Origin of the sequence: Paraburkholderia sp. OAS925, assembly GCF_040543975.1 — a bacterium.
GTDB lineage: Bacteria > Pseudomonadota > Gammaproteobacteria > Burkholderiales > Burkholderiaceae > Paraburkholderia > Paraburkholderia graminis.
In genome coordinates this window covers 2430552-2451336 of the sequence record NZ_JBEUNO010000001.1, presented here as the reverse complement: position 1 = coordinate 2451336, position 20785 = coordinate 2430552, and the positions used below count along the sequence as shown (strand labels likewise).

Genomic DNA, 20785 nt, shown 5'->3' with positions numbered 1-20785 from the left:
TTACAGACCTCCGCGCGATTCTTGCGCGGCGCCGGCCTGCGCTTGCCTGCTTGCGGCGTTATTCGCGGCCTTGCTCGCGGCCTTGTCTGCGTCGGCGCTCTGCGCGCCCCGGCCGCGCACTCCAGCGCGTGCACGCAGCATCTCCTGCGTGATGCGCACGTGCTGCATCGCGTAGTGCTCGGTCGTGAGATCGCGCGCGAGCAGACCGGTCGCCGCCGCTTGCGCCTGTCTCAGTGCATCCATTGGCGCGGCGGCGAGCTGATCGACGGCATCGCGCAACGCGGGCGGATTGAATGGCGGAATGTAGAAAGCCTCGCTCGCCGGAAAATAATCCTGCAAGGCGCCGACGTTGGTCACGACCATCGGCTTGCCGACCGCCGCCGCCTCAAGCATCACCGTAATGCCCGACGCGTGCGTATTCGGCCGCAGCGGCACGACGATCACATCGGCCCAGTCATACAACTCATGCTGTTTCTTGATGCCTGAAAACAGCGCGATCTCGACGTTCGGCGCACGCAGCGAAGCGGGAATCCGGCGACGCGTGGCGAGCTTCACCGTGTAGCGCGCGTCGTTGCCGAATGCCTTGATGAGCGTCTCCCAGTCGCGGTCGCGGTCGTTGCCGATCGCGGCGATGCGGATCGGCGAATGCGGCTTCCATTCGGTCGGCGTCTTCACGGGGAAGTCGCGCGTGTTCAGACCGTACAGCAACGGCTTCGCGTCGCGATCGAAATAGCGCTTGCACAGCGCGGCGTTTTCGCTGGCGAGCGTGGTCAACTGATCGGCGCGAGTCATCAGCTTGCGATACAGCCAGCGACGCACGATGCCATACGAAGGCCACTTGTCGAGCAGCCACACGCTTTGCGCGAGCAGCAGCGGCGACGCATTCGCGCCGGCCTTGCGGCCGCTCAGCAGAAGCATCAGCGCGGCGGAAAGCCATTCCTGTTCGGTATGCGTCCAGATCACGTCGGCATTCAGCATGTCCGCGCGATTGCGCCACGTGTGAATGAAATCGAAGCCGAGCGCCGCCTTCAGTGCGCGGCGCGCGAGGCGCACCGGTTTGCTTTCGCGCGCGTCTTGCGAATAGCTGAGCGCGAACGCGTCGGACTCGGCGTGGTGATAGCCGTACAGGCAACCGATGTTGTCGCCCGGTCGATAGAAACGCGGATCGGCGCCGTAAAACAGATGAACGTGAACCTTGGTAGTCATGTAGAGATTCCCTTTGCCGATGCCGATGCCGATGCCCACGCGTCCAACCCGCTGCGTGCCGCTTGCATGAACCGCCGCGTCACGCGGTCCGCGACAGCGCGCGCCGCGCCTCGTGCGCGCCGGTTCGCACCGCGCGCCAGCGCGAGAGCTTCAAACGCGCCTGTTTTGACAGCAGCGCGAGCGCCGCATGCGTGAGCCCCGGATACACCTTCGTGCCGACGAGCGTCCACCACCACCACGCGGTTTCGCGGCGCAGCGGCGGCAACTGGTCGCGCAGAATCAGATGGAAGTTGAACGCGGCGTTACGCAATGCGGCCATGGTCTGCGCATCGCGGCGGTCGTCGTCGAAACGTTCGGCGGGGAAATGATCGACCGCCACGCGCGGGTCGTACATCAGCTTCCAGCCGGCGTTCTTGACCGCGAGGCTGAACGCCATGTCGTTGTGAACCTGGGCGCCCGCGCCGCGCAGCCGTGCATCGAAACGGATGTTGCGCACCGCGTCGCGCCGATAGCTCATGTTGGCGCCCTTCAGGATGTCGACTTCGCGTGCGCCGCCCACGCCGAGATGATGATTGCCGATGATCTTGCCGTGCGCGGTGACCTTGCCGACCAATGGCCGCTCGCCGTCGAGCACGCGGCCTTTTTCGTGCACCCAGTCGCGGCCGCCGAGCGCGCCGAGCCGCGCGTCGCTTTCGAACGCGGCGGCGATGCGCTGCACCCAGTCGGGATGCGGCGCGGCGTCGTCGTCGGTGATGGCGATCACGTCGCCGCTCGCGGCGTCTAGTCCGCGATTGAGCGCGGCCACCTGGCCGGGCACGTCGACGAGCGCCACCGATAGCGGCAGCTTGCCCGGCACCGCCGGATCGCGCAGACAGGTATGCGTCGCGTCGTCGTCGGCGCGCGCGACCACCACGACTTCGTCGGGCGCGCGCGACTGCCGTTGCAGCGCCGCGAGGCAACGCGCGAGGTCGGCCGGGCGGCGGTAAGTCGGAACCAGTACCGTCACTTTCATTGCGATGTCCTTGTTGCTGAGTCCTTGATGCGATGCGTTTCGCTAGCCAAGGCCGTTACGGTTACGTGCTCAGATATTCCTGCACCGCCGCGTAACTGCGGTCATAGCCGCCGCGAGCACGCGCCGGCATGCCGTTGAAGATGCCGCCCTGCACATGTACGCCGGCCCCGCGCAGACGCTTGAGCGAGTCGATGATCTCGCCCTCGCTGTGCATGCCCGAACGCATCACGAAGAACGTCGAGCCTGCATACGCGCCGATGATCGACGCATCGGTCACCGCGAGCACCGGCGGCGTGTCGATCAGGATCACGTCGTAGCGTTTCGCGAGGGCGTCGAGGTATTGCGGCAAACGCGGCGACATCAGCAACTCGGACGGATTCGGCGGACGGCGTCCGCACGAGATAAAGCTGAGGTTCTCGATCTCCGACGCGCGGATCGACTCCTCCAGCGAAATCTGACCGCTCAGCAATTCCGACAAACCGTTTTCCTGCGTGCCGCCGAGGTAGCGTTCGAGCACACCGCGGCGCATGTCGCCGTCGATCATCAGCACGCGCTTGCCCGAATGCGCGAGCAGCACGGCGAGGTTGACCGTGAGGAAGCTCTTGCCGACGCCCGCCATCGGTCCCGTGAGCATGACGATGCGATTCTTTGCATCCATGATCGTGAACTGCATCGACGTGCGCAGACTGCGCAGACTCTCCACGGTGACGTCCTTCGGCCGCGCATTCGCGAGCACGGAACGCAGGCGCTCGCCGCCGCGCGCGAATCCGTTTTCGAGCAGCGTCTGCTCGGCGCTCATCGGCACGAGGCCGAACACCGGCAGACGAAATGCGCGCTCGATATGCTCGGGGTCGTCGATGCCCTTGAACATATTGCGGCGCAGGAACACGAAGCCGGTGCCCGCGATCAGCCCGAGGATCGTCGCCGCCGACAGGATCAGCGCCTTCTTCGGCTTGACCGGCGATCCGGGACGCAGCGCGGCGTCGACGATATGCACGTTGCCGCCGGTGCCGGCCTTCTGCACCGACAACTCCTGCACGCGATTGAGCAGCAGCACGTAGATGTCTTCCGCGACCTTCGCGTCGCGCTGCAACTGCACGGCCTTGACCTCGGTGGCCGGCAGATCGCGGAAACGGTCCGCGTATTTCGTGCGTTGCGCCTGCAACTCGGCCATCTGCTCGCGTGCGGCCTTCAGCATCGGATGGTCGTCGCCGTAACGTTCGGTGAGCTGCGCCATCTGCAGACGCAAGCCGGCAATCTGCTGTTCGTACTGCACGCTGCCTTCGAGATAAACCTTCGCCTCCTCGCTCGCGTTGATCGAGCCGGACTGACGCTGATACGCGGTCAGCGCGGCCTCGGCGCGTTCGAGATCGGACTTCAGGCGCGGCTCTTCGCTTTTCAGGAAGTCGAGCATCTTGCTTGCATCGGACTGCTTGTTCGCGATGTGCTGACGCACATACGACTGCGCGAGCGCGTTGGCGACGAGCGCGGCATGCTCGGGGTTTTTATCCTCCAGCGAAATCTGGATCACGCCCGTCTGCTTGCCCTGCTCCTGCACGCTGATCGCGGATTGAAACGCGCTGATCGCGTCGAGATCGTTCGCCCGCATCACGGTGAATTCCTCGCCCGGACGCGCGACCAGCTTGCTGACCAGCATCGTCACGCCGCCGCCTTGCGCCTGCTGCCCGACCTGACCGCGCAGCAGCAGCGCGCCGTTCTCCGCATGCAGTTCGTAGCGGCCGCCGTCGAGCGCCTTCATGGTCAGCTTCTGGCCTTCGAGCGCGGGCAGCACGTCGATCGAATCGACGTCGACAACCTCGCCGCCCCATGCATACGACGACAAGCCGAGCCACGGCTTCGCCGGCTCGCCAGGCGTCGCGACGCGCGCGGCGATGCTGCCGAGCAGCGGCAGCGTTTTCGGCGTGACGCTGAAGTTCAGCTTCATCTGCTCGACGACCGGCGCCACCACGCCGCGGCTCTTGATGATTTCGATTTCGGCGTCGGTCGGCAGCGAACTGGAGCCGCTCGTGATCGCGGCGCCGGTCTGCGTTTGCGTGAGCGCCTGCGACGTGTTGTCGGCCTGCTCGACACGCACATGTGCATCGGCCGAATAGATCGGCTTGGCGAGCACGCAGTACGCGCCGGCAATCGCGACGACCGCCGCCGCGATCGCGATGAGCCACCAGATGTCGTCGAGGATCACCTGCACCAGTTGCCCGAGGACCACGTCCTCTTCTTCGGTCCTGATCGGGCCGGCCATGTGTGGAGAAATTTGATTGCTCACAGTTCGATCCCGTATCTGGTTAGCGCGTCAGTTGCTTCAGGTAGAACAGCGTCTGCACGCTCGGCAACACCTGCTGCAACACGCGGTTGAACGTGGTCGAGGCGGCGGTGCCCACATACACGACATCGAGCGGCTGCAACTGGAACTGCGCGGACAGCATGATCGCGTCGGGCTGCGTCATGTCGAGGCGGTACACGTCCGGCGTGGTCGGATGCTCGCGCATGCCGCGCATCACGAAGATCTGCCGCGGATTGGCGTCGGTGTCGAGAATGCCGCCGGCTTGCGTGAGCGCGTCCGCGATCGTCAGACGGCCCTTGAGCATCGGCACCTGAATCGGCGTCTTCACTTCGCCCATCACGAAGATGCGGCTGTTGCTGCGGTCCGGCACGTTGATGACGTCGCCGTTTTGCAGCATCACGTTCTGCGTGGTGTCGCCCGCATCGAGCATGCGGTTCGCGTCGAGCACGTAAAGCGTCTTGTTGCGCGTGAGGCGCACGCGCTGGATGTCGGCGTCGGCAGTCGTGCCGCCCGAGCGCGTGAGCGCATCGACGAGCGTGAGCGGCACGTCACTGACCGCGAGCGGACCCGGCGTTTTGACTTCGCCGGTGACCTGCACTTTCTGGCCGCGATACGACAGCACGCGCACATCGACTTGCGGATTGCGGATATAGCGCACGAGGCCGCGCGCGAGCTGATCGCGCAACTCGCCGACGGTCTTGCCCGCGGCCATGATGCGGCCGACGAACGGGAAATAGATGGTGCCGTCCGCGGCGACGGTCTGGCCGTACGGATCGGCCTGGCCCGGCAACGCGGCCGTGTACGGCTGCTGCAACGCGCCGGCGATGGTCTGCGTGCTGGTGCCGCCCGCCGACAGCGTGCTGCCCTGCGGCGTGGTCAATTCGGGGTGATCCCACACGGTGATGCCGAGAATGTCTTGCGGCGACAGCCGGTAGACGTACTGCGAAGGATCGCTGAAGGTCGAGGTCGGCAACGGACGCGGCGGTGCGCTGGCTTCGGCCTGCGCCTGGGCGGCGACGACGCTCGCGTCGATCACATGGACCGGATAGGTTTCGGCGGACTGGCTCTGACTCTGGTGCTGGCCGTCGTCTTTCAGACGCGACGTGTCGAGGTAATTACCCGGTGCGGTGGCGCAGGCCGACAGAAAGGACGTCAGCAAAAGCGTGGCGGCGAACTTCGTGATCAGCTTCGTTTTCGGGTTCGCGAATGTAGGTGTAGCGAGTGTTTTCATCAGCATATTTTTTTCAGCCATCCCATGACCAGATGTTCGATGAGCACGAGACTTTCCCTGTAAGCGGATTCCTCGCCGCCGTGCGGATCGGCGACGTCGGCCAGGTCTTCCCACTTGCCGAGCGGAAAGACCTTGCCGCGCGAAGCCGGATCGAGTGCTTCGACTTCGCCGATCTGCGCGCGCTCGCTCACGAGCACGAGATCGGCGGATCGCACGAGCCGGCGGTCAAGCCGCCGCGAGTGATGCGCGCCGGATGCGACGCCGCGCTCGGCGAGCAGGCGCCGCATCACCGGGTCCATGCCGTGGCCGTTCATCGCGCGAATGCCCGCCGAATGAAACGCGATGGACGCCGACGCCTGGCGCGCCTTGAACAGCATTTCGGCGGCCGGCGAACGGCACACGTTGGCGTGGCAGACGATCAGAACATTGGCGAACATGTCGGGCTCCGGGATGAGGCGCGTAGTGCGGGCGGGCGGCGTGACAGGCAGGCTTATTGGCCGGCCTGGGCCACGGCGAGCGCATCCGCTTGCGTACCGCCGTGCGTATCGCCATGCACGGGCGGCAGGCCGTTCACGCCGACTCTTGCGGGCGCATTGCGCAGCGCATGCTGGCGTCCGATCGCGTGATACTCGATGCCGAGTTCGAGCAACGCGTCCGGTTCGTACAGATTGCGGCCGTCGAAAATAAGCGGCGTTTTCAGCATCGTTTTGAGCGCATTGAAGTCCGGGCTCTTGAAGACTTTCCACTCGGTCAGGATCACGAGCGCGTCGGCGTCTTGCGCTGCTTCCATCTCTTCGTTCACGAACTGCAGACGCGCGTGCTGCTGCGGCACGTCCTTCAGATCGAGCGCGAACACGCGCTTCGATTCGTCGATTGCGACCGGGTCGTACGCCTTCACGCGCGCGCCGCGGCGCAGCAGTTCGGCAATCAGCGGGCGGCTCGGCGCTTCGCGCATGTCGTCGGTATTCGGCTTGAACGCGAGGCCCCACACAGCGAACGTGCGGTCGGACAGGTCCTCGCCGAGACGCGCGACGATCTTCTGACCGAGCACTTTCTTCTGCGTGTCGTTGACCGCTTCCACGGCTTCGAGAATGCGCAGGTTCGCGTGGTGATCGGCGGCTGTGCGGATCAGCGCCTGCACGTCTTTGGGGAAGCACGAACCGCCGTAGCCGCAGCCCGCGTACAGGAAGTCGTAGCCGATGCGCGGGTCCGATCCGATGCCGCGGCGCACGGCCTCGATGTCCGCGCCGACGCGGTCGGCGAGATTCGCCAGCTCGTTCATGTACGAGATGCGCGTGGCGAGCATCGCGTTGGCCGCGTACTTGGTGAATTCGGCCGAGCGCACGTCCATGTACAGCGTGCGTTCGCGATTGCGGTTGAACGGCGCATAGAGGCGCTTCATCAATTCGCGCGCCTTTTCTCCGGGCACGTCTTCGTCGCAACCGAGCACGATGCGGTCGGGCCGCGTGAAGTCTTCCACTGCCGCGCCCTCTTTCAGGAACTCCGGGTTCGACACCACCGAGAACATGTGACTGAGGTTGCGCGCGGCAAGCTCTTCGGCGATTGCGTCGCGAACGCGTGAAGCCGTGCCGACCGGCACCGTCGATTTGTCGACGATCACCTTGAAGCCCGTCATGTGGCGGCCGATATTGCGTGCCGCGGCGAGCACGTATTGCAGATCCGCTGAGCCGTCTTCGTCCGACGGCGTGCCGACCGCGATGAACTGGATGTCGCCGTGCGCGACCGCCGCTTCGACGTCGGTCGAGAACGTGAGGCGTCCGGCCTTGCGATTGCGCGCGATGATCTCCTGCAGGCCCGGCTCGTGAATCGGCACGCCGCCGCCGTTGAGCACGTCGATCTTGCGCCGGTCGACGTCGAGACAGAACACGTCGTGGCCGATGTCGGCCAGACATGCGCCCGTCACGAGGCCTACGTAGCCGCTACCGATGATCGTCAGGTTCATGTATTACCTCGCAGGAGTTTGGAGTGAGTGTTCAATATGCGTTGCTGCCGACAAAGCCCTTCCACAGCGTCAGCACGACGATCTTGATGTCGAGCCAGAAGGTCCAGTGCTGCATGTAGTAGAGATCGAGCTTGACGCGGCCCATCATTTTTTCGATGCGGTCGGTTTCGCCGCGATAGCCGTTGATCTGCGCCCATCCGGTGATGCCCGGCTTGATCCGGTAGCGGTGCATGTAGCCCTTCACCAGATCCTTGTAGATGTCGTCGTGTTCGAGCGCATGCGGACGCGGGCCGACCACCGACATCTCGCCGCGCAGCACGTTGATGAATTGCGGCAGCTCGTCGAGGCTCGTGCGCCGCAGGAATGCGCCGACCGCGGTGATGCGCGGATCGCGCCGCGTGGCCTGCGTGATCTTGCCGGCCTCTTCCTTGTGTACTTTCATCGAGCGGAACTTGTAGATCTCGAACTCGTTTCCGTCGATGCCCTTGCGCTTCTGGCGGAAGAACACCGGACCCGGCGAGCTGAGCTTGACGAGCACCGCGATTCCGAGCATCAGCGGCGCGAGCGCGGTCAACGCGGCGAGCGCGAACAGCCGGTCGAAGATGCGCTTGGGCAGCACGCGCAAATCGGTGATCGGCGAAGCCGCGAGGTTGATCGCCGGCACGCCGAGCAGCTCCACCATCGGCTGATTGAAGAGCGTGAGGCTGCGCACGTCGGGAATAAAGCGGATGTTCACGAAGTCGTTGCGCAGATCCATCACAATGCGATGTATTTCCTTTTCCTTCGAGATGGGCAGCGCGAGCCACAATTCGCGGATCGCGCGCTGACGCACGAGCTGGATCATGCGCTGATAGTCGCGTTCGACGGGCACGCCTTCTATCGCGGCGGCCGCGTCGGGATCTTCATAGGGGTTGATCGTGCCGTTCTCGTCGAACACCACGACGGGGCTGAAGCCGGCGTCCGGGCGGCTGCGCATCTGCTGGATCAGAAAGCGCCCATACGGTGCGCCGCCCACGATCGCCACCGCGCGCTGATTGAAGCCTTCGCGGCGCAGCCCGCGCAGAATCGAGTAGACGATCACCTTGGTGACGATCAGCAGCACGATGGTCGCGGCCGCCCAATAGACGAGCCACAGCCGCGACAGACTGTCCGCGCGATGCAGGCTGAAGCTGATCAGCACGCCGGTGACTTCGACCATCGCCCAGCCGCCCGCGACGCGGCACAGCAGGTCGTAGAGCGGCTTGCCGCGCCATGACTGATAGATGCCGAGCGCGGGAAAGAACACGACGACGAGCAGCACGTCGAAGGCGAGCGACACGCTTTGCATGTCGTCCAGCCACACGACTTCTCCGTTGTGCACGGCCGCCGCGATCGCGGCGCCGAGCGCGACCATCGCGATGTCGATCAGTCTCGATAGAACGCTCAGCATGTGCTGCCCCTCAGTTCGTCAGTCAAGTGCCATCCTGCTGTTAGTCCGTTGCGTGCATCCGCCGGCCGCTTGGAACGCGCTGCCCGGTCGATTGGGCGGCACGCAAAAACGCCAGCAGCCGCGCCGGCAAATGAATTGCCCGACGCGAATCCGATTGAAGCCGTGCTAATTGCAATTACGCTTTCCGCTTTGCTAAACCGGACGCTCGGCCGCGGCGAAAAACGTGTCTCGGAATGAGTGAATGTCCTTCTACAGGTATAGATAAAGCGTTATTAAAATTCGCGCCGCAAGGCTGCAAAAATCTCAAAATGTATCGGTCAAAATTTCGGAATTTTTTGTGAATTTTGTGGGGTGTTTTTACCGGAATAGCGGCTTTGACCATGCTTTTGCGCCTTCATGACGAGTAACGGCGGCCTTTCTGTCGCTTTCCGGCGATGCCCGCGCGGGCTTGCGCCGTCATAATTCTCGTGCAGGCGCCGCGGTAAAAAAATAGCCCGCCGTTAATTTCCGCATAATTTTTCTTTTTATAAAATAGCCGCGACATTTTTTGTTCATCAAGACGTTAGCTCTATTCGGCTTATATATAGTTTCCAATTAACGGGCTTTTATTCATTTCGGTCTTCGTGATAAAACTGGACGCATCCATCCAGTCCCGAGGAGTCCATCATGACCGCTCCGGTTACGGCCACGTCCGCCGACACCCGGCCCACCCAGACGACGTCCGCGCACGTCAAACTGAAGGTTCATCCCGTCATTCTCGCGGGCGGCTCAGGCACGAGGTTGTGGCCGATGTCGCGCGAACAGCATCCCAAGCAGTTGATCGGCCTGCTCGGCGAAGACTCGCTGCTGCAGTCCACCACGCGCCGTCTCGACGCGCTCGAGGCCGGCTATCCGCTCGCCGGGCAACTCGTCGTGGTGGCCAACGAGGAACAACGCTTCACGACCGCCGAGCAATTGCGCACGAGCGGCAAACCGACTCGCCTGATTCTCGAACCGGTAGGCCGCGATACGGCGCCGGCGCTGACTGTGGCCGCGCTATCCATTGCTGCGCAGGACGAGGACGGCATCATGGTGGTGATGCCCGCGGATCACGCGGTCACCGATCTCGAAGGCTTTCACGCCGCAGTCGCCGCGGGCGTGCAGCATGCGGCGGCGGGTCAGATCGTCACAATGGGCATCGTGCCGACGCGCGCGGAAACGGGCTACGGCTACATCCGCATTGGCGCGGCTATCGGTACGCCTGGTAATCCTGATGAAACGCAAGCGGCTGACGCTGTGGATGCGAGTGCTTCAGTCACCGCGCACAAGCTCGATCGCTTCGTCGAAAAGCCGCATCTCGAACTCGCGCAACGCTATGTCGAATCGCGCGAATACTGGTGGAACAGCGGCATTTTCATCATGCGTGCATCGACGTGGTTGAAGGCGATCCGCCACTTTCAGCCGGCCATTCACGACGCCTGCGAAGCGGCCTACGCGGGCGGCAAGGCGGACGGCGACTTCTTCCGCCTGCAACGCGATGCGTTCAGCGCGTCGCCGTCCAATTCGATCGACTACGCGGTGATGGAGCAACTCGGCCAGGACCAAAGCGCGGCCTCGGGCGTGGTCGTGCCGTTGCAGGCGGGCTGGTCGGACGTGGGCTCGTGGGACGCCATCTGGGACATCTCCGAGAAAGACGCGGAGCAGAACGTGGGCCGCGGGCGCGTGATGTTCGAAGGCGCCTCCTCCACCTTCGCGCATTCCGAAGGACGCCTGATTGCCTGCGTGGGCACGCAGGATCTCGTCGTCGTCGAAACGGCCGACGCGATTCTCGTCGCCGACAAATCGCGCGTGCAGGACGTAAAGAAAATCGTGGGCCGCATTCGCAGCGAAGGCGGCATCGAAGCGGCCAATCATCGCAAGGTGCATCGCCCGTGGGGCAATTACGATTCCGTCGATACCGGCGAGCGTTTCCAGGTGAAGCGCATTGTCGTGAAGCCGGGCGCTCGCCTCTCGCTGCAAATGCATCATCACCGCGCCGAACATTGGATCGTCGTGCGCGGCACCGCGCTCGTCACGCGAGGTGAAGAGCGCTTTATCGTCTCCGAAAACGAATCGGCTTATATCCCGCTCGGCGTCACGCACCGTCTCGAGAACCCGGGCAAGATGCCGCTCGAAATGATCGAGGTGCAATCCGGCTCGTATCTCGGCGAAGACGATATCGTGCGCTTCGACGACACGTACGGACGCCAGTAAAGCCCTGGGTCACACATCAGGCACGCGAGGTCGGTTGCGGGAACAGCGTTGAATCACAGCGAATGAAGCGGGATCCTGCGGCGGTTGCTCCAGACTGCCGCGGGGTGCTGCGTGCTCATCCCGCGTGGGAGATGAGTTCTGTGTACGACGGATAACGTTCTGCTCGATCTGCTGCGGCTGGATTGGCGGGCGTTGCGGTTGCTGCGCCTGGTGCTGCGACTGCGCCTGATGCTGCATTGGCTGATGCGTTTGCGCTAGTCATCCCGCCATTCACCGCGCTGCCGACGGCAGCAGCGGCGGGTTCGCTCGTGTAGCGCCGCAGCGGTCCGCGAAACGCATTCAACGGACCATGCAACGGCGCTCCATGATGCGCGGCGACGGACTCGGGCACATGACGCATGCCCGCCGCCATCGGACGAGCCGGCGGCGCGGTATACGGCGAGTGAGCGGCAGACACGTCCGACGTGTACACGGGCTTGTGCATCTGCGTGTGCATCGGCGCGCCGTACGCTTGCGGTGCCCGTACCTGCGGCGCCGCATAGGCCGCGGCCTGCATCGCGCATTCACGATCGATCCACTGCGCGGCCCACTCGAACGCATAATGCTCGGCCGCCTCGGCGTCCGTAAAGCGCGGGCCGACGAGGCCCGAACGCTCGACGCGCTTGCCGTCCTTCATGATCTCCGCCCATGCGCGATACATCGCGTTCGGCACCCGCTCGGCGGCGACGTAGATCAGATAGCCGTGCCGCTCGGCGACTTGCCGCCCGCGCGGCGCGAGAGCCGTCGACAGCGGGCTGCGTTGCAGCGCCGCTCCCGAGATTCCGCGCGCCGATGCGATGGCCGCGTCCAGACCCTGCATGGCTGCACCGACCGCGCCGGCTTCGTTCATCGCGCGCAAGTCGGCACGCAGCGCCGGGCGCGGCGCATAAGCGACCGATGGAGTCGGCAAAGCCGGCGCACGCGCGATGGCATGTGCGGCTTGTGCAGCGTAGGCATCTTGCCGATCCTGCGCGACGACGGGCGCGGCGTGGTCGAAACCCGCCAGTTGACGCGTGATATCCGCGATCGGATCGGCCGAACGCCAGGGCCGCGCGTGCGACGCCTGAGCCTCGTGCAGCGCGTTGGCCGCGTGGCCGTTCGTGCCGGGCGCCTGCCACGACTCGGGGCTTTTCCACGACACGCCGCGCGGACTCTCGTCACGCATGCTGGTTGTATCCGCGACAGGCGCTGCGGGTTTGGCGGCGACGGGCGGCGCCGGTTGAGGCACGTAGGCGAACGTGCGCCCCTTTCTGGACAGAAGCCGAACCATCTCGAGCAGCGTGCCGTTCAGTTGCCATTCCTCGAAACGGCGCCGGCAAGTGGGCCCCGACGGATAACGGCCTGGCAGCTTCGACCAGGGCTCTCCGGTAGTGAGGATCCACAAAACCGCATTGGCCACGACACGTGGGTCGGCGCGAGGCCGCCCACGTCGGTTCAGACGGACGGCCGGCTCATCGGAGACAAGCGCAGATAGCAGCGCCCATTCGTCATTGCTTAGCTCATCGAAAAACATGGATTTTCTCCACGCAGCCTGGCCGGGCCGCGGCTTTGGGTGGACCACAGATTCAGCCTTCACGATCCGTGTGTCACCCTCGGTTGCACAAATATGTCTTGTACGTTCTGTTGGCTGGTCAACCCCGCCCTGTGTTAGTGCGGTTTATCCCTATTGCGAAGCACAAAACGTGGTCTCACTCGTGCATGGGAGAATTGTGCACGAAGCATACCATCACCAGGGTTTGCGTGAATATCGGCGAGACAAGTGTTACGGATAGAAACAAACTTATGCTTTTCACTCGCTTAATTCACGTCATGCCGTAACGGAAATGCTTCATGCGATAGCGACGGAATTGCTATTGTCCACTCGACAGCCGGCGAAAAAGCACAGCCAATGCGCGCTAAAGGCCTGCTAAAAAATGCGGCAGACACGCCGAATAAGCCGCCCGAATTCGACCGCATCACGGCGCAATAATTCAGGCATTCTTTGTCTGTCTGCCGGTGTGGCAGGTTCGTTGCACGCGCATCGAGTCAACGGTGCCAACGCTTGATGACATCGATGTGGCAACGCAGGCGAGCCGCTCGCTTGGGGCGTCGCCCGCGTGGTGTGTGGAACGGCTAGCGCACGGGATTCGCCGCGCCCTCGCCCGCCACGGTTTTCCATTCGCGTACGCGCCAGCGTGTAACAAGCCCCGCTCGCACGTACGGATCTGCCTGGGCGAAGGCTTCGGCGACGCGAGGCGTGTCGCTGTTAAAAAGCAGCATGGCCGTGTCGACCGGTTCGGTCAGCGCACCGCCCAGCATCAGTTCGCCGCGCCCCGCCGCTTCCCATGCGAGTTTCAGATGCGCATCGCGGTACTCACCACGCCGTTCCAGATAGTCGGGCACGAGGTCATAGATCAATAGATAGTGCATGACGAATTCCTCCTTAAAAAACACTACTGCGCCGGTGGTGAACGGACACGGCAACCTGTCAATAGCCGTTAAGGATTTCCCTGCGAATTTCCTTACCAATTGCCATTCATGTGCTAGCGCAGCAAATGGACAATGCAGCAAAACAATGCAGCGCGAATTTTTCAACCGCTCGCAGTGGGCGATACGGTAGCGAATTGCAGTCCGATTGCATCATCGTTTAATCTGCAATGCATAACATAATCGCGTGTCCGGATTCGCTGCAATTCAACGCCAATCGGCCTGAAATACGCACTCACTCCGCCTGGTCAGGGAAAACCAGCGGGCGCGGCTGTCAACGCAAACGCGGTTTTGACCGTTGATGCAGACAGCATTTGCCATAATGGACTTGCCGAGGGCCGGATGCCGGATCCCGTCGACGCCCACGTGCATGAAGACCAAAAACGTTTCCACACCGATGGAGTGTCACATGAAAATCCAATCCGCAATCGCTTCCCTGGTACTCGGCGCCGTCCTGGTTTCGCCGGCATTCGCGCAGAACAGCCAGCAGACGAAGATGGCCGACTGTAACAAGCAGGCCGGCGACAAAAAAGGCGACGAGCGCAAGGCGTTCATGAAGACGTGCCTGTCGGCGAAACCGGCCGCCGCGCCGATGAGCCAGCAGGACAAGATGAAGGTATGCAACACGCAAGCCACCGGCAAGAAAGGCGACGATCGCAAGGCGTTCATGAAGAGCTGCCTGTCGTCGGCGCCGGCTAACTGAACTTGGCTTAAACCCAACCAGATTCGACCAGGCGGGTTTCCAGCACGCTCGACCATGCGCCGCGCGCTTCGCGCGGCGCATGCGGTTCGCATCGGACTCTCGCATCGGACTCCAGCATCCCACTCTCGCATCCGATCTTTCGCACCACACCCCCTACGCTTTTCCGCTCCGCGCTTCGCCCGCCCTTCACAGTCCTCTCGCCCGAACGCGCCGTTTTTCTTCTATGATGGCTGCGGAGACGGCCCACCCCCACACAACATTCATACGGGCCGCCATCTTGTCGTTGATGCCGCAAAGCATCGATTGGAGGCAAGGATGGTATCGAAGCATAAAAACCGCTGGTTGAGGCGGTGGCTGGTCGTCATCGTGTTCTGGGCGGTGCCCGTGGCGATCGTTGCTGTCAGCGAGATTCGCGAGGAGATGGCGTACAACGCCGTCGACCTGGACCGCGCGCTGACCACCTGGAATTTCACCGACGCGCAACGTGCGGCCGGCGCCCCCGCGCGCTGCCACGGCAAGCCGGACGAGGCGCAAGCCGCCGGTTGTCCCGCCGACGTGCTCGCGGCCAACGCGCCGCGTCAGCAGGACGCCCGCAATGAATACAGCGTGCGCCGCTCCACCCTGATGGCTTATCTCTGGCATGCGTTCGTCGGCTACTGGATCGTGCCGGCGCTCACGCTGTTTGTTATCGGCGTGTTGATCGGCGCGGTGCGCCGCGCGCTCAGGCGGCCACCGGCGGTCAAGAGTCCGCGCCAATCACGGCGGATAGCGCGCGCATCTGACTTCAGATTTGCGGCGTCGAGACAACAGTTTCGCGCCGATCGCGACAGAAAATGCGAAGCGCTGGAGTCGGTAAAAATGGGCGAATGCGGCGATTTTGGCTCGCGTGCCCGGCGGCTCGACCGAGCGCGATCCGCGGCACGGCGGCCCGTTTTCTGCGCGTTGATGCGGTCGGCGAGCGTCGCCCGGCAGCCGGTCAAATTTACAGAAGACTCTTTTCGATTTGCCTCAAAGCCCCGCCGCATAAGGCTTTGAGGCTTGCGACCGAGGGCGCGTTTTGGCGTGCCGTGTGATATAACTCAGAGGCGACCGCGCGATTTGTTCGCGGTCGCGCCCCGGAACCATACGGAGAAAAACGATGCAAAGACGACACTTCATGTTGAAGACTACCGCTGCGCTCGCTTTCGGAGGCCTTGCTCTCGCCGGTTGCACAACCAACACCGGCGGCCACGACACCGCCGCCACCGATTCGTCCAAACGCCGCTCGATCGACGCCGACGTCGACGGCACCATGTCGCGGCTGTACACGACCGTGAAGGGTTCGCGCGAACTCGTCGCCAAGGCGCGCGGCGTGCTGGTGTTCCCGTCGGTGCTGCAGGCGGGCTTCATCGTCGGCGGGCAATACGGCGAAGGCGCGCTGCGCGTCGCCGGCACCTCAGTCGGCTACTACAGCACGGTTTCCGGCTCGTTCGGGCTCCAGGCGGGCGCGCAATCGAAGGCCATCATCTTCCTGTTCATGACGCAGGATGCGCTCGACAAATTCCGCAATGCGGACGGCTGGTCGGTCGGCGGCGACGCCTCCGTTGCGCTCGTGAAAATGGGTGCGAACGGCGCGATCGATTCGAACACGGCAACCGCGCCGGTCGAGGTCTTCGTGCTGACCAACGCCGGGTTGATGGGCGACCTGTCGTTGCAAGGCACCAAGGTTTCGCGCCTGAAGATTTGACGCCGAAGGGTTGGCCCCGGCGGTTTGTGTCCGCGGGCCGACTCTGTGAGCGTGACAATGGCTCGACGAGCCGCCGCTGCGTTGGTTGCGGCGGTATAGCGTCTTTGCGGCGGGACACGCAATGTGTCCCGCTGGGCCTAGGGTTGTGGAACGCAACCGTAGTAATGCAGCCATCGCGACAGTTGAGTTGCCGCGAGCGCGCCTAGTGCGCTATGCCGGCATCGGCTCACCGCACACGCGGCACAGCCTCTCGCAGTAAAAAGCCGGCGCTCGCCACGAGCGCCGGCTTCGTTTCTCTCTCCTGTTTTCGCTCAATCCCGCTTTGTCTGATCGCGCGAGCAAACCAGACAGCAGCATCGCGCGCCCACTGGCCGCGATCAACGCCCCGAGCTATCCACCACCTTGAAGCGCGAACGCTTCTGCGCGCGAATCACCGACTGATACGCATCCACGTATTGCTGCGCCATCCGGTGCGACGTGAAGCGCTCTTCGAAGCGCTGCCGCACGCCCGCACGCGACATCTTGTGCAGACGGTTGACCGCCGCGACCGCGCCGATCTCGTCTTCGACGATAAAGCCCGTCAGCCCGTCTTCGAGCACTTCCGGCACCGAGCCGCGGTTGAACGCGACGACCGGTGTGCCGCACGCCATCGCCTCGATCATCACGAGGCCGAACGGCTCCGGCCAGTCGATCGGAAACAGCAGCGCATGCGCGCCCGACAGGAACTCCGCCTTCTGATTGTCCGCGATTTCGCCGATGAACTCGACGTACGGCAGGTCCAGCAGCGGCCGGATATCGCGCTCGAAATATTCCCGATCGGCGGCGTCGACCTTGGCGGCGATGCGAATCGGCATGCCGCAGCGACCGGCAATGCGGATGGCCGTATCGACGCGTTTTTCCGGCGAAATACGGCCGAGAAACGCCAGGTACTTTTGCTCGACCGGCTGCGGCGTGTAGAGATGCTCGGGCAAGCCGTGATAGACGGTGGTGAGCCAACGCGCCTGCGGCAGCGGATGGCGCTGCGCATTCGAAATCGAAATTACCGGCGCCGAGCTGAACGTGTCGAACACCGGCTGCTGTTCGGGTAGGTCGAGACGGCCGTGCATCGTCGTGACGAACGGCGTGTCCTGGCGCTGAAACACCGAGAACGAGTAATAGTCGAGGTGAAAATGCAGGACGTCGAACTGCTCGGCCTGGCGGCGCACCAGTTCCATCAGCAACATATGCGGCGCGACGCGATCGCGAATGCCTGGGTCGAGGCGCAGCGCGCGCGGCCACACCGGCTCCAGTTTCGCACTCGTAACGGAATCGCCGCTTGCGAACAGCGTCACATCGTGGCCGAGCTCGACGAGCGCCTCGGTGATGTACGACACGACGCGCTCCGTGCCGCCGTATAGCTTCGGCGGCACCGATTCGGTCAAGGGGGCGATCTGCGCAATCTTCATAGTTGTCTCCGTGAACTGACAGCTCGTGGCCCGGCTTGTTCCGAGGCCGCGTTTTGCGGCGCCGTCAGTGGCGCCCTTTTGAGCGCCGGTCTTCGATCAGTGCACCGCGGCAGCACGCGCGCACCATAGGCATCGGAGCATTATTCCCTGGCAGGGACTAAAAAGCGCCCGTTATTGCATTTCCTGGGCGCTGTTACATTCAGCTTACAAGCGGCCTGGCACCGAAATAAACGCCGCATCGCACCGCGCGATTCAGCGCGACGGCCACTTCCAGGCCGGCATGTCGCGTTCGTCGGCGTCCGCGAGACGCGTGGCGCCGAAATGCTTTTCCAGCACCAGCGATTCGCTGGCGTCCTCGCGTTCGAGCGCCGCGATCAGCCGCGCCGCATGCGATACGACGAGCACCTGCGAGTGCGCGGCGGCCCGCGCGATCAGCCGCGCGAGCGCCGGCAGCAGATCGGGGTGCAAACTGGTTTCAGGCTCGTTCAGCACCAGCAGCGCGGGCGGGCGCGGAGTCAACAGCGCGGCGACCAGCAGCAGATAGCGCAAGGTGCCGTCCGACAATTCCGCGCCCTTCAGCGGACGCAGCAGGCCGTGCTGCTGCATCAGCACTTCGAAGCGGCCGTCCTGCGAGGCAATCTCGAGCCGCGAGCCGGGAAACGCGTCGTCGATGGCAGCGTCGAGCGCGCTCGAATCGCCGATTTCGCGGATGGTCTGCAACGCGGCGGCGAGGTCCGCGCCGTCGTCGGAGAGCACCGGCGTATGCGTGCCGACTTGCGGCATGCGGGCGGGGGCGTCGACGTCGGTCCGGAAGTGATCGTAGAAGCGCCACGAGCGGATCTGTTCGCGCACCGCGATCATCTCAGGCGCGGAGCGCGGGTCGGCGAACTCCGTCATCATGCTGTCGAAACTCGCGACCGGCTGCGGCACCGTTTGCCACTCGCCGCTTTCATCGCGCGTGCGTAACGCCGGACCCTGCCTGTCGACGAGCAATGCGGACGGCCGCAGCACCGGCCCGCTCCAGATGCATTCGCGCTTGACGACGGGATCGAGCATAAAACGGGTGCTCTTATTGAGCAGCGGCAGCCCGAGATCGATCGCATAACTAAACTGCTCGCCCGCGAAACCGAGCCTGAGACTCACCGGCGTCTTGCGTGCCGTGGGTTCAACCTCGAATTCGCCGCTCAGCACGCCGCGCGAAAAGCGTTCGGGACCGGCCCATAAGGTGGACGGCAGGCCGCCTTCCCGCGCAAGCGACGTAATCACGCCGCCGCGCGCCGTTTCCGCAAGCAGACGCAGCGAACGGTAGACGCTCGATTTGCCGCTGCCGTTCGCGCCGGTAATGACGTTCAGCCGGCCGAGCGGCACGATCAGTTCGCGCAAAGACCGATAGCCCGCGATGGCGAGCGCACTCAGCACGCGGCCATCCGAAGATACGAAGCTTGTGGACGCACGCGCGCCTTGCTAGCCGACAACCTCCGCTGCCCGAGGTTGAAGGTTGCGTATTGCCGCAAGCTCATTACCTGTGCCCTCCGCCCGCGGCCGGTCTTTGTATCGGCACGCTGCGCAGGTCGCGCAGGAAGCTGTCGCGCCACACGCCCAGATCGTTCTTGCGCAGCGCCGCCATGTTGATCTCGTGACGCCGCTGCCGTGCGTCGAGCGGCATTTGCAGCGCCCGCTGCAACGCCTCGCACATGCCGATCGCGTCATGCGGATTGACGAGCAGCGCGCCTGTCAACTCAGCCGCCGCGCCCGCGAAAATCGACAGCACGAGCACGCCCGGATCGTCCGGATTCTGCGCGGCGACATATTCCTTCGCGACCAGGTTCATGCCGTCATGCAACGGCGTGACGAAACCGATCTGCGACTCGCGAAACAGCGACATCAGTTTCCAGCGGTCGTATTGCTGATTCAGATAACGGATCGGCGTGTAGTCGAGGCCCGAATAGCGGCCGTTGATACGCCCCGCTTCGTACTCCAGGTCCTGGCGGATCTTCTGATAGGTCGCGACATCCGACCGCGTGGGCGGCGCGATCTGCACGAGCGTGACATTGCCGCGCCATTCGGGCGAGCGTTCCAGCAGATGCTCGAACGCGCGAAAACGTTCGACGAGCCCCTTCGAATAATCGAGCCGGTCCACGCTCATGATCAGCTTGCGGCCTTCCAGGCTCTGCTTCAGGTCGAGCACGTGCTGACGGCTTTCGTAGCGCTTGGCCTGTTCGGCGATCTCGTCGGGAAACACGCCGATGCGGTAAACGCCCGTGCGCAGCTTCCGGCCGAACGCCTCCACCATGCCGTTCGACACCGTGCCACGCGCGTGGCGCGTCACGTAGTCGTGAAAAGCCTCTTCGTCGGTCGCGGTCTGGAAACCAAGCAGGTCGTAGCACGACAGCGACTTCACCAGTTCCTCGTGCGGCGGAATATTCAGCAGGATTTGCGGCGACGGAAACGGAATGTGCAGGAAAAAACCGATGCGATTCGTGATGCCCTCGCTGCGCAGCGCCTCGGCGAACGGGATCAGATGGTAGTCGTGAATCCAGATGACGTCGTCGGGTTCGAGCAGCTTGATGAGCTTGTGCGCGAGCCACGCGTTGACGCGCCGATAACCGGCATATTCCTCCCGCTCGTAGCGCGCGAGGTCGTTGCGATAGTGGAACACCGGCCAGAGCGTCGCGTTCGAAAAACCGCGGTAGTACTGGTCGTAATCCTTGCGCGTGAGGCCCACGGTCGCGAAGGTCACCGCGCCGTCCTGTTCGAGCGTGGGTCCCGCGTTGGCGACGGTCTCGCTGACCACGTCGCCGCTCCAGCCGAACCACACGCCTCCCGCGTCTTTCAGCGCGCCGAACACGCCGACGGCGAGGCCGCCCGCCGATCCTTTGGTTTCCGTCGGCGTAGCGACGCGATTCGACACGACGATCAGTCGGCCCATGTTGCAAGTCCTCCTTGTTTCGCGCGGCATCTGCCAGGGTGCAGCCCGCGCCCGCCACGCAGCGGACGCGTCGACATCGTTTTGCATGGTGCACGCCATGCC

The 20785-nt window shown here is 63.8% G+C and carries 15 protein-coding genes and 1 pseudogene; 4 read left to right on the top strand and 12 right to left on the bottom strand.

All coding sequences use genetic code 11. The features are described from left to right. From ABIE53_RS10730 to ABIE53_RS10700, 7 genes are all read right to left on the bottom strand, one after another. Entirely contained in the window at window positions 1–1206 is a 1206-nt protein-coding gene (locus ABIE53_RS10730) for a glycosyltransferase (RefSeq protein WP_114156700.1), read from the bottom strand. A 79-nt stretch (window positions 1207–1285) separates the two neighbouring features. Further along, window positions 1286–2218 carry a glycosyltransferase family 2 protein gene (locus ABIE53_RS10725; RefSeq protein ID WP_006048995.1) on the bottom strand — a complete coding sequence of 311 codons (933 nt, stop codon included), beginning with the start codon at window positions 2216–2218 and terminating at the stop codon, window positions 1286–1288. Between the two features lie 61 nt (window positions 2219–2279). Further along, on the bottom strand, window positions 2280–4478 hold the full coding sequence (locus tag ABIE53_RS10720) for a polysaccharide biosynthesis tyrosine autokinase (RefSeq protein ID WP_107707754.1): 2199 nt from the start codon (window positions 4476–4478) through the stop codon (window positions 2280–2282). A gap of 43 nt (window positions 4479–4521) precedes the next feature. Then, window positions 4522–5757, bottom strand: a complete 1236-nt coding sequence (locus ABIE53_RS10715; RefSeq protein ID WP_029968417.1) for a polysaccharide biosynthesis/export family protein — start codon at window positions 5755–5757, stop codon at window positions 4522–4524. After that, window positions 5751–6188, bottom strand: a complete 438-nt coding sequence (locus tag ABIE53_RS10710; RefSeq protein WP_029968415.1) for an arsenate reductase/protein-tyrosine-phosphatase family protein — start codon at window positions 6186–6188, stop codon at window positions 5751–5753. Before ABIE53_RS10710 ends, ABIE53_RS10715 begins: the two co-directional genes overlap by 7 nt. A gap of 53 nt (window positions 6189–6241) precedes the next feature. Beyond that, complete coding sequence (locus ABIE53_RS10705; RefSeq protein WP_029968413.1) at window positions 6242–7714, bottom strand: UDP-glucose dehydrogenase family protein; 1473 nt, start codon at window positions 7712–7714, stop codon at window positions 6242–6244. A gap of 31 nt (window positions 7715–7745) precedes the next feature. Next, on the bottom strand, window positions 7746–9143 hold the full coding sequence (locus ABIE53_RS10700; protein WP_006048991.1) for an undecaprenyl-phosphate glucose phosphotransferase: 1398 nt from the start codon (window positions 9141–9143) through the stop codon (window positions 7746–7748). 666 nt (window positions 9144–9809) lie between these two features. On the opposite strand from ABIE53_RS10700, the gene ABIE53_RS10695 reads away from it, so the two are divergent. Then, window positions 9810–11375 carry a mannose-1-phosphate guanylyltransferase/mannose-6-phosphate isomerase gene (locus ABIE53_RS10695; RefSeq protein ID WP_114156118.1) on the top strand — a complete coding sequence of 522 codons (1566 nt, stop codon included), beginning with the start codon at window positions 9810–9812 and terminating at the stop codon, window positions 11373–11375. A 115-nt stretch (window positions 11376–11490) separates the two neighbouring features. Here ABIE53_RS10695 and ABIE53_RS10690 read toward each other — a convergent pair whose 3' ends face one another. Both ABIE53_RS10690 and ABIE53_RS10685 read right to left on the bottom strand, forming a co-directional pair. Beyond that, entirely contained in the window at window positions 11491–12927 is a 1437-nt protein-coding gene (locus ABIE53_RS10690) for a DUF6566 family protein (RefSeq protein ID WP_192698871.1), read from the bottom strand. 599 nt (window positions 12928–13526) lie between these two features. After that, window positions 13527–13823 carry a YciI-like protein gene (locus tag ABIE53_RS10685; protein ID WP_029968407.1) on the bottom strand — a complete coding sequence of 99 codons (297 nt, stop codon included), beginning with the start codon at window positions 13821–13823 and terminating at the stop codon, window positions 13527–13529. Between the two features lie 466 nt (window positions 13824–14289). Between ABIE53_RS10685 and ABIE53_RS10680 the strand changes: the two genes are divergently transcribed. From ABIE53_RS10680 to ABIE53_RS10670, 3 genes and pseudogenes are all read left to right on the top strand, one after another. Next, complete coding sequence (locus ABIE53_RS10680; RefSeq protein WP_006048987.1) at window positions 14290–14583, top strand: PsiF family protein; 294 nt, start codon at window positions 14290–14292, stop codon at window positions 14581–14583. Between the two features lie 315 nt (window positions 14584–14898). Continuing rightward, window positions 14899–15352 (top strand): annotated as a pseudogene (locus ABIE53_RS10675) (hypothetical protein). A gap of 369 nt (window positions 15353–15721) precedes the next feature. Next, entirely contained in the window at window positions 15722–16309 is a 588-nt protein-coding gene (locus tag ABIE53_RS10670; RefSeq protein WP_006048985.1) for a BPSL1445 family SYLF domain-containing lipoprotein, read from the top strand. 377 nt (window positions 16310–16686) lie between these two features. Here ABIE53_RS10670 and ABIE53_RS10665 read toward each other — a convergent pair whose 3' ends face one another. From ABIE53_RS10665 to otsA, 3 genes are all read right to left on the bottom strand, one after another. Continuing rightward, window positions 16687–17754, bottom strand: coding sequence for a glycosyltransferase family 4 protein (locus tag ABIE53_RS10665; RefSeq protein ID WP_006048984.1), 1068 nt, complete (start codon window positions 17752–17754; stop codon window positions 16687–16689). Window positions 17755–18006: 252 nt separating this feature from the next. After that, on the bottom strand, window positions 18007–19173 hold the full coding sequence (locus ABIE53_RS10660; RefSeq protein ID WP_114156115.1) for an AAA family ATPase: 1167 nt from the start codon (window positions 19171–19173) through the stop codon (window positions 18007–18009). Window positions 19174–19273: 100 nt separating this feature from the next. After that, on the bottom strand, window positions 19274–20683 hold the full coding sequence (otsA, locus tag ABIE53_RS10655; protein ID WP_006048981.1) for an alpha,alpha-trehalose-phosphate synthase (UDP-forming): 1410 nt from the start codon (window positions 20681–20683) through the stop codon (window positions 19274–19276). Window positions 20684–20785: the final 102 nt, after the last annotated feature.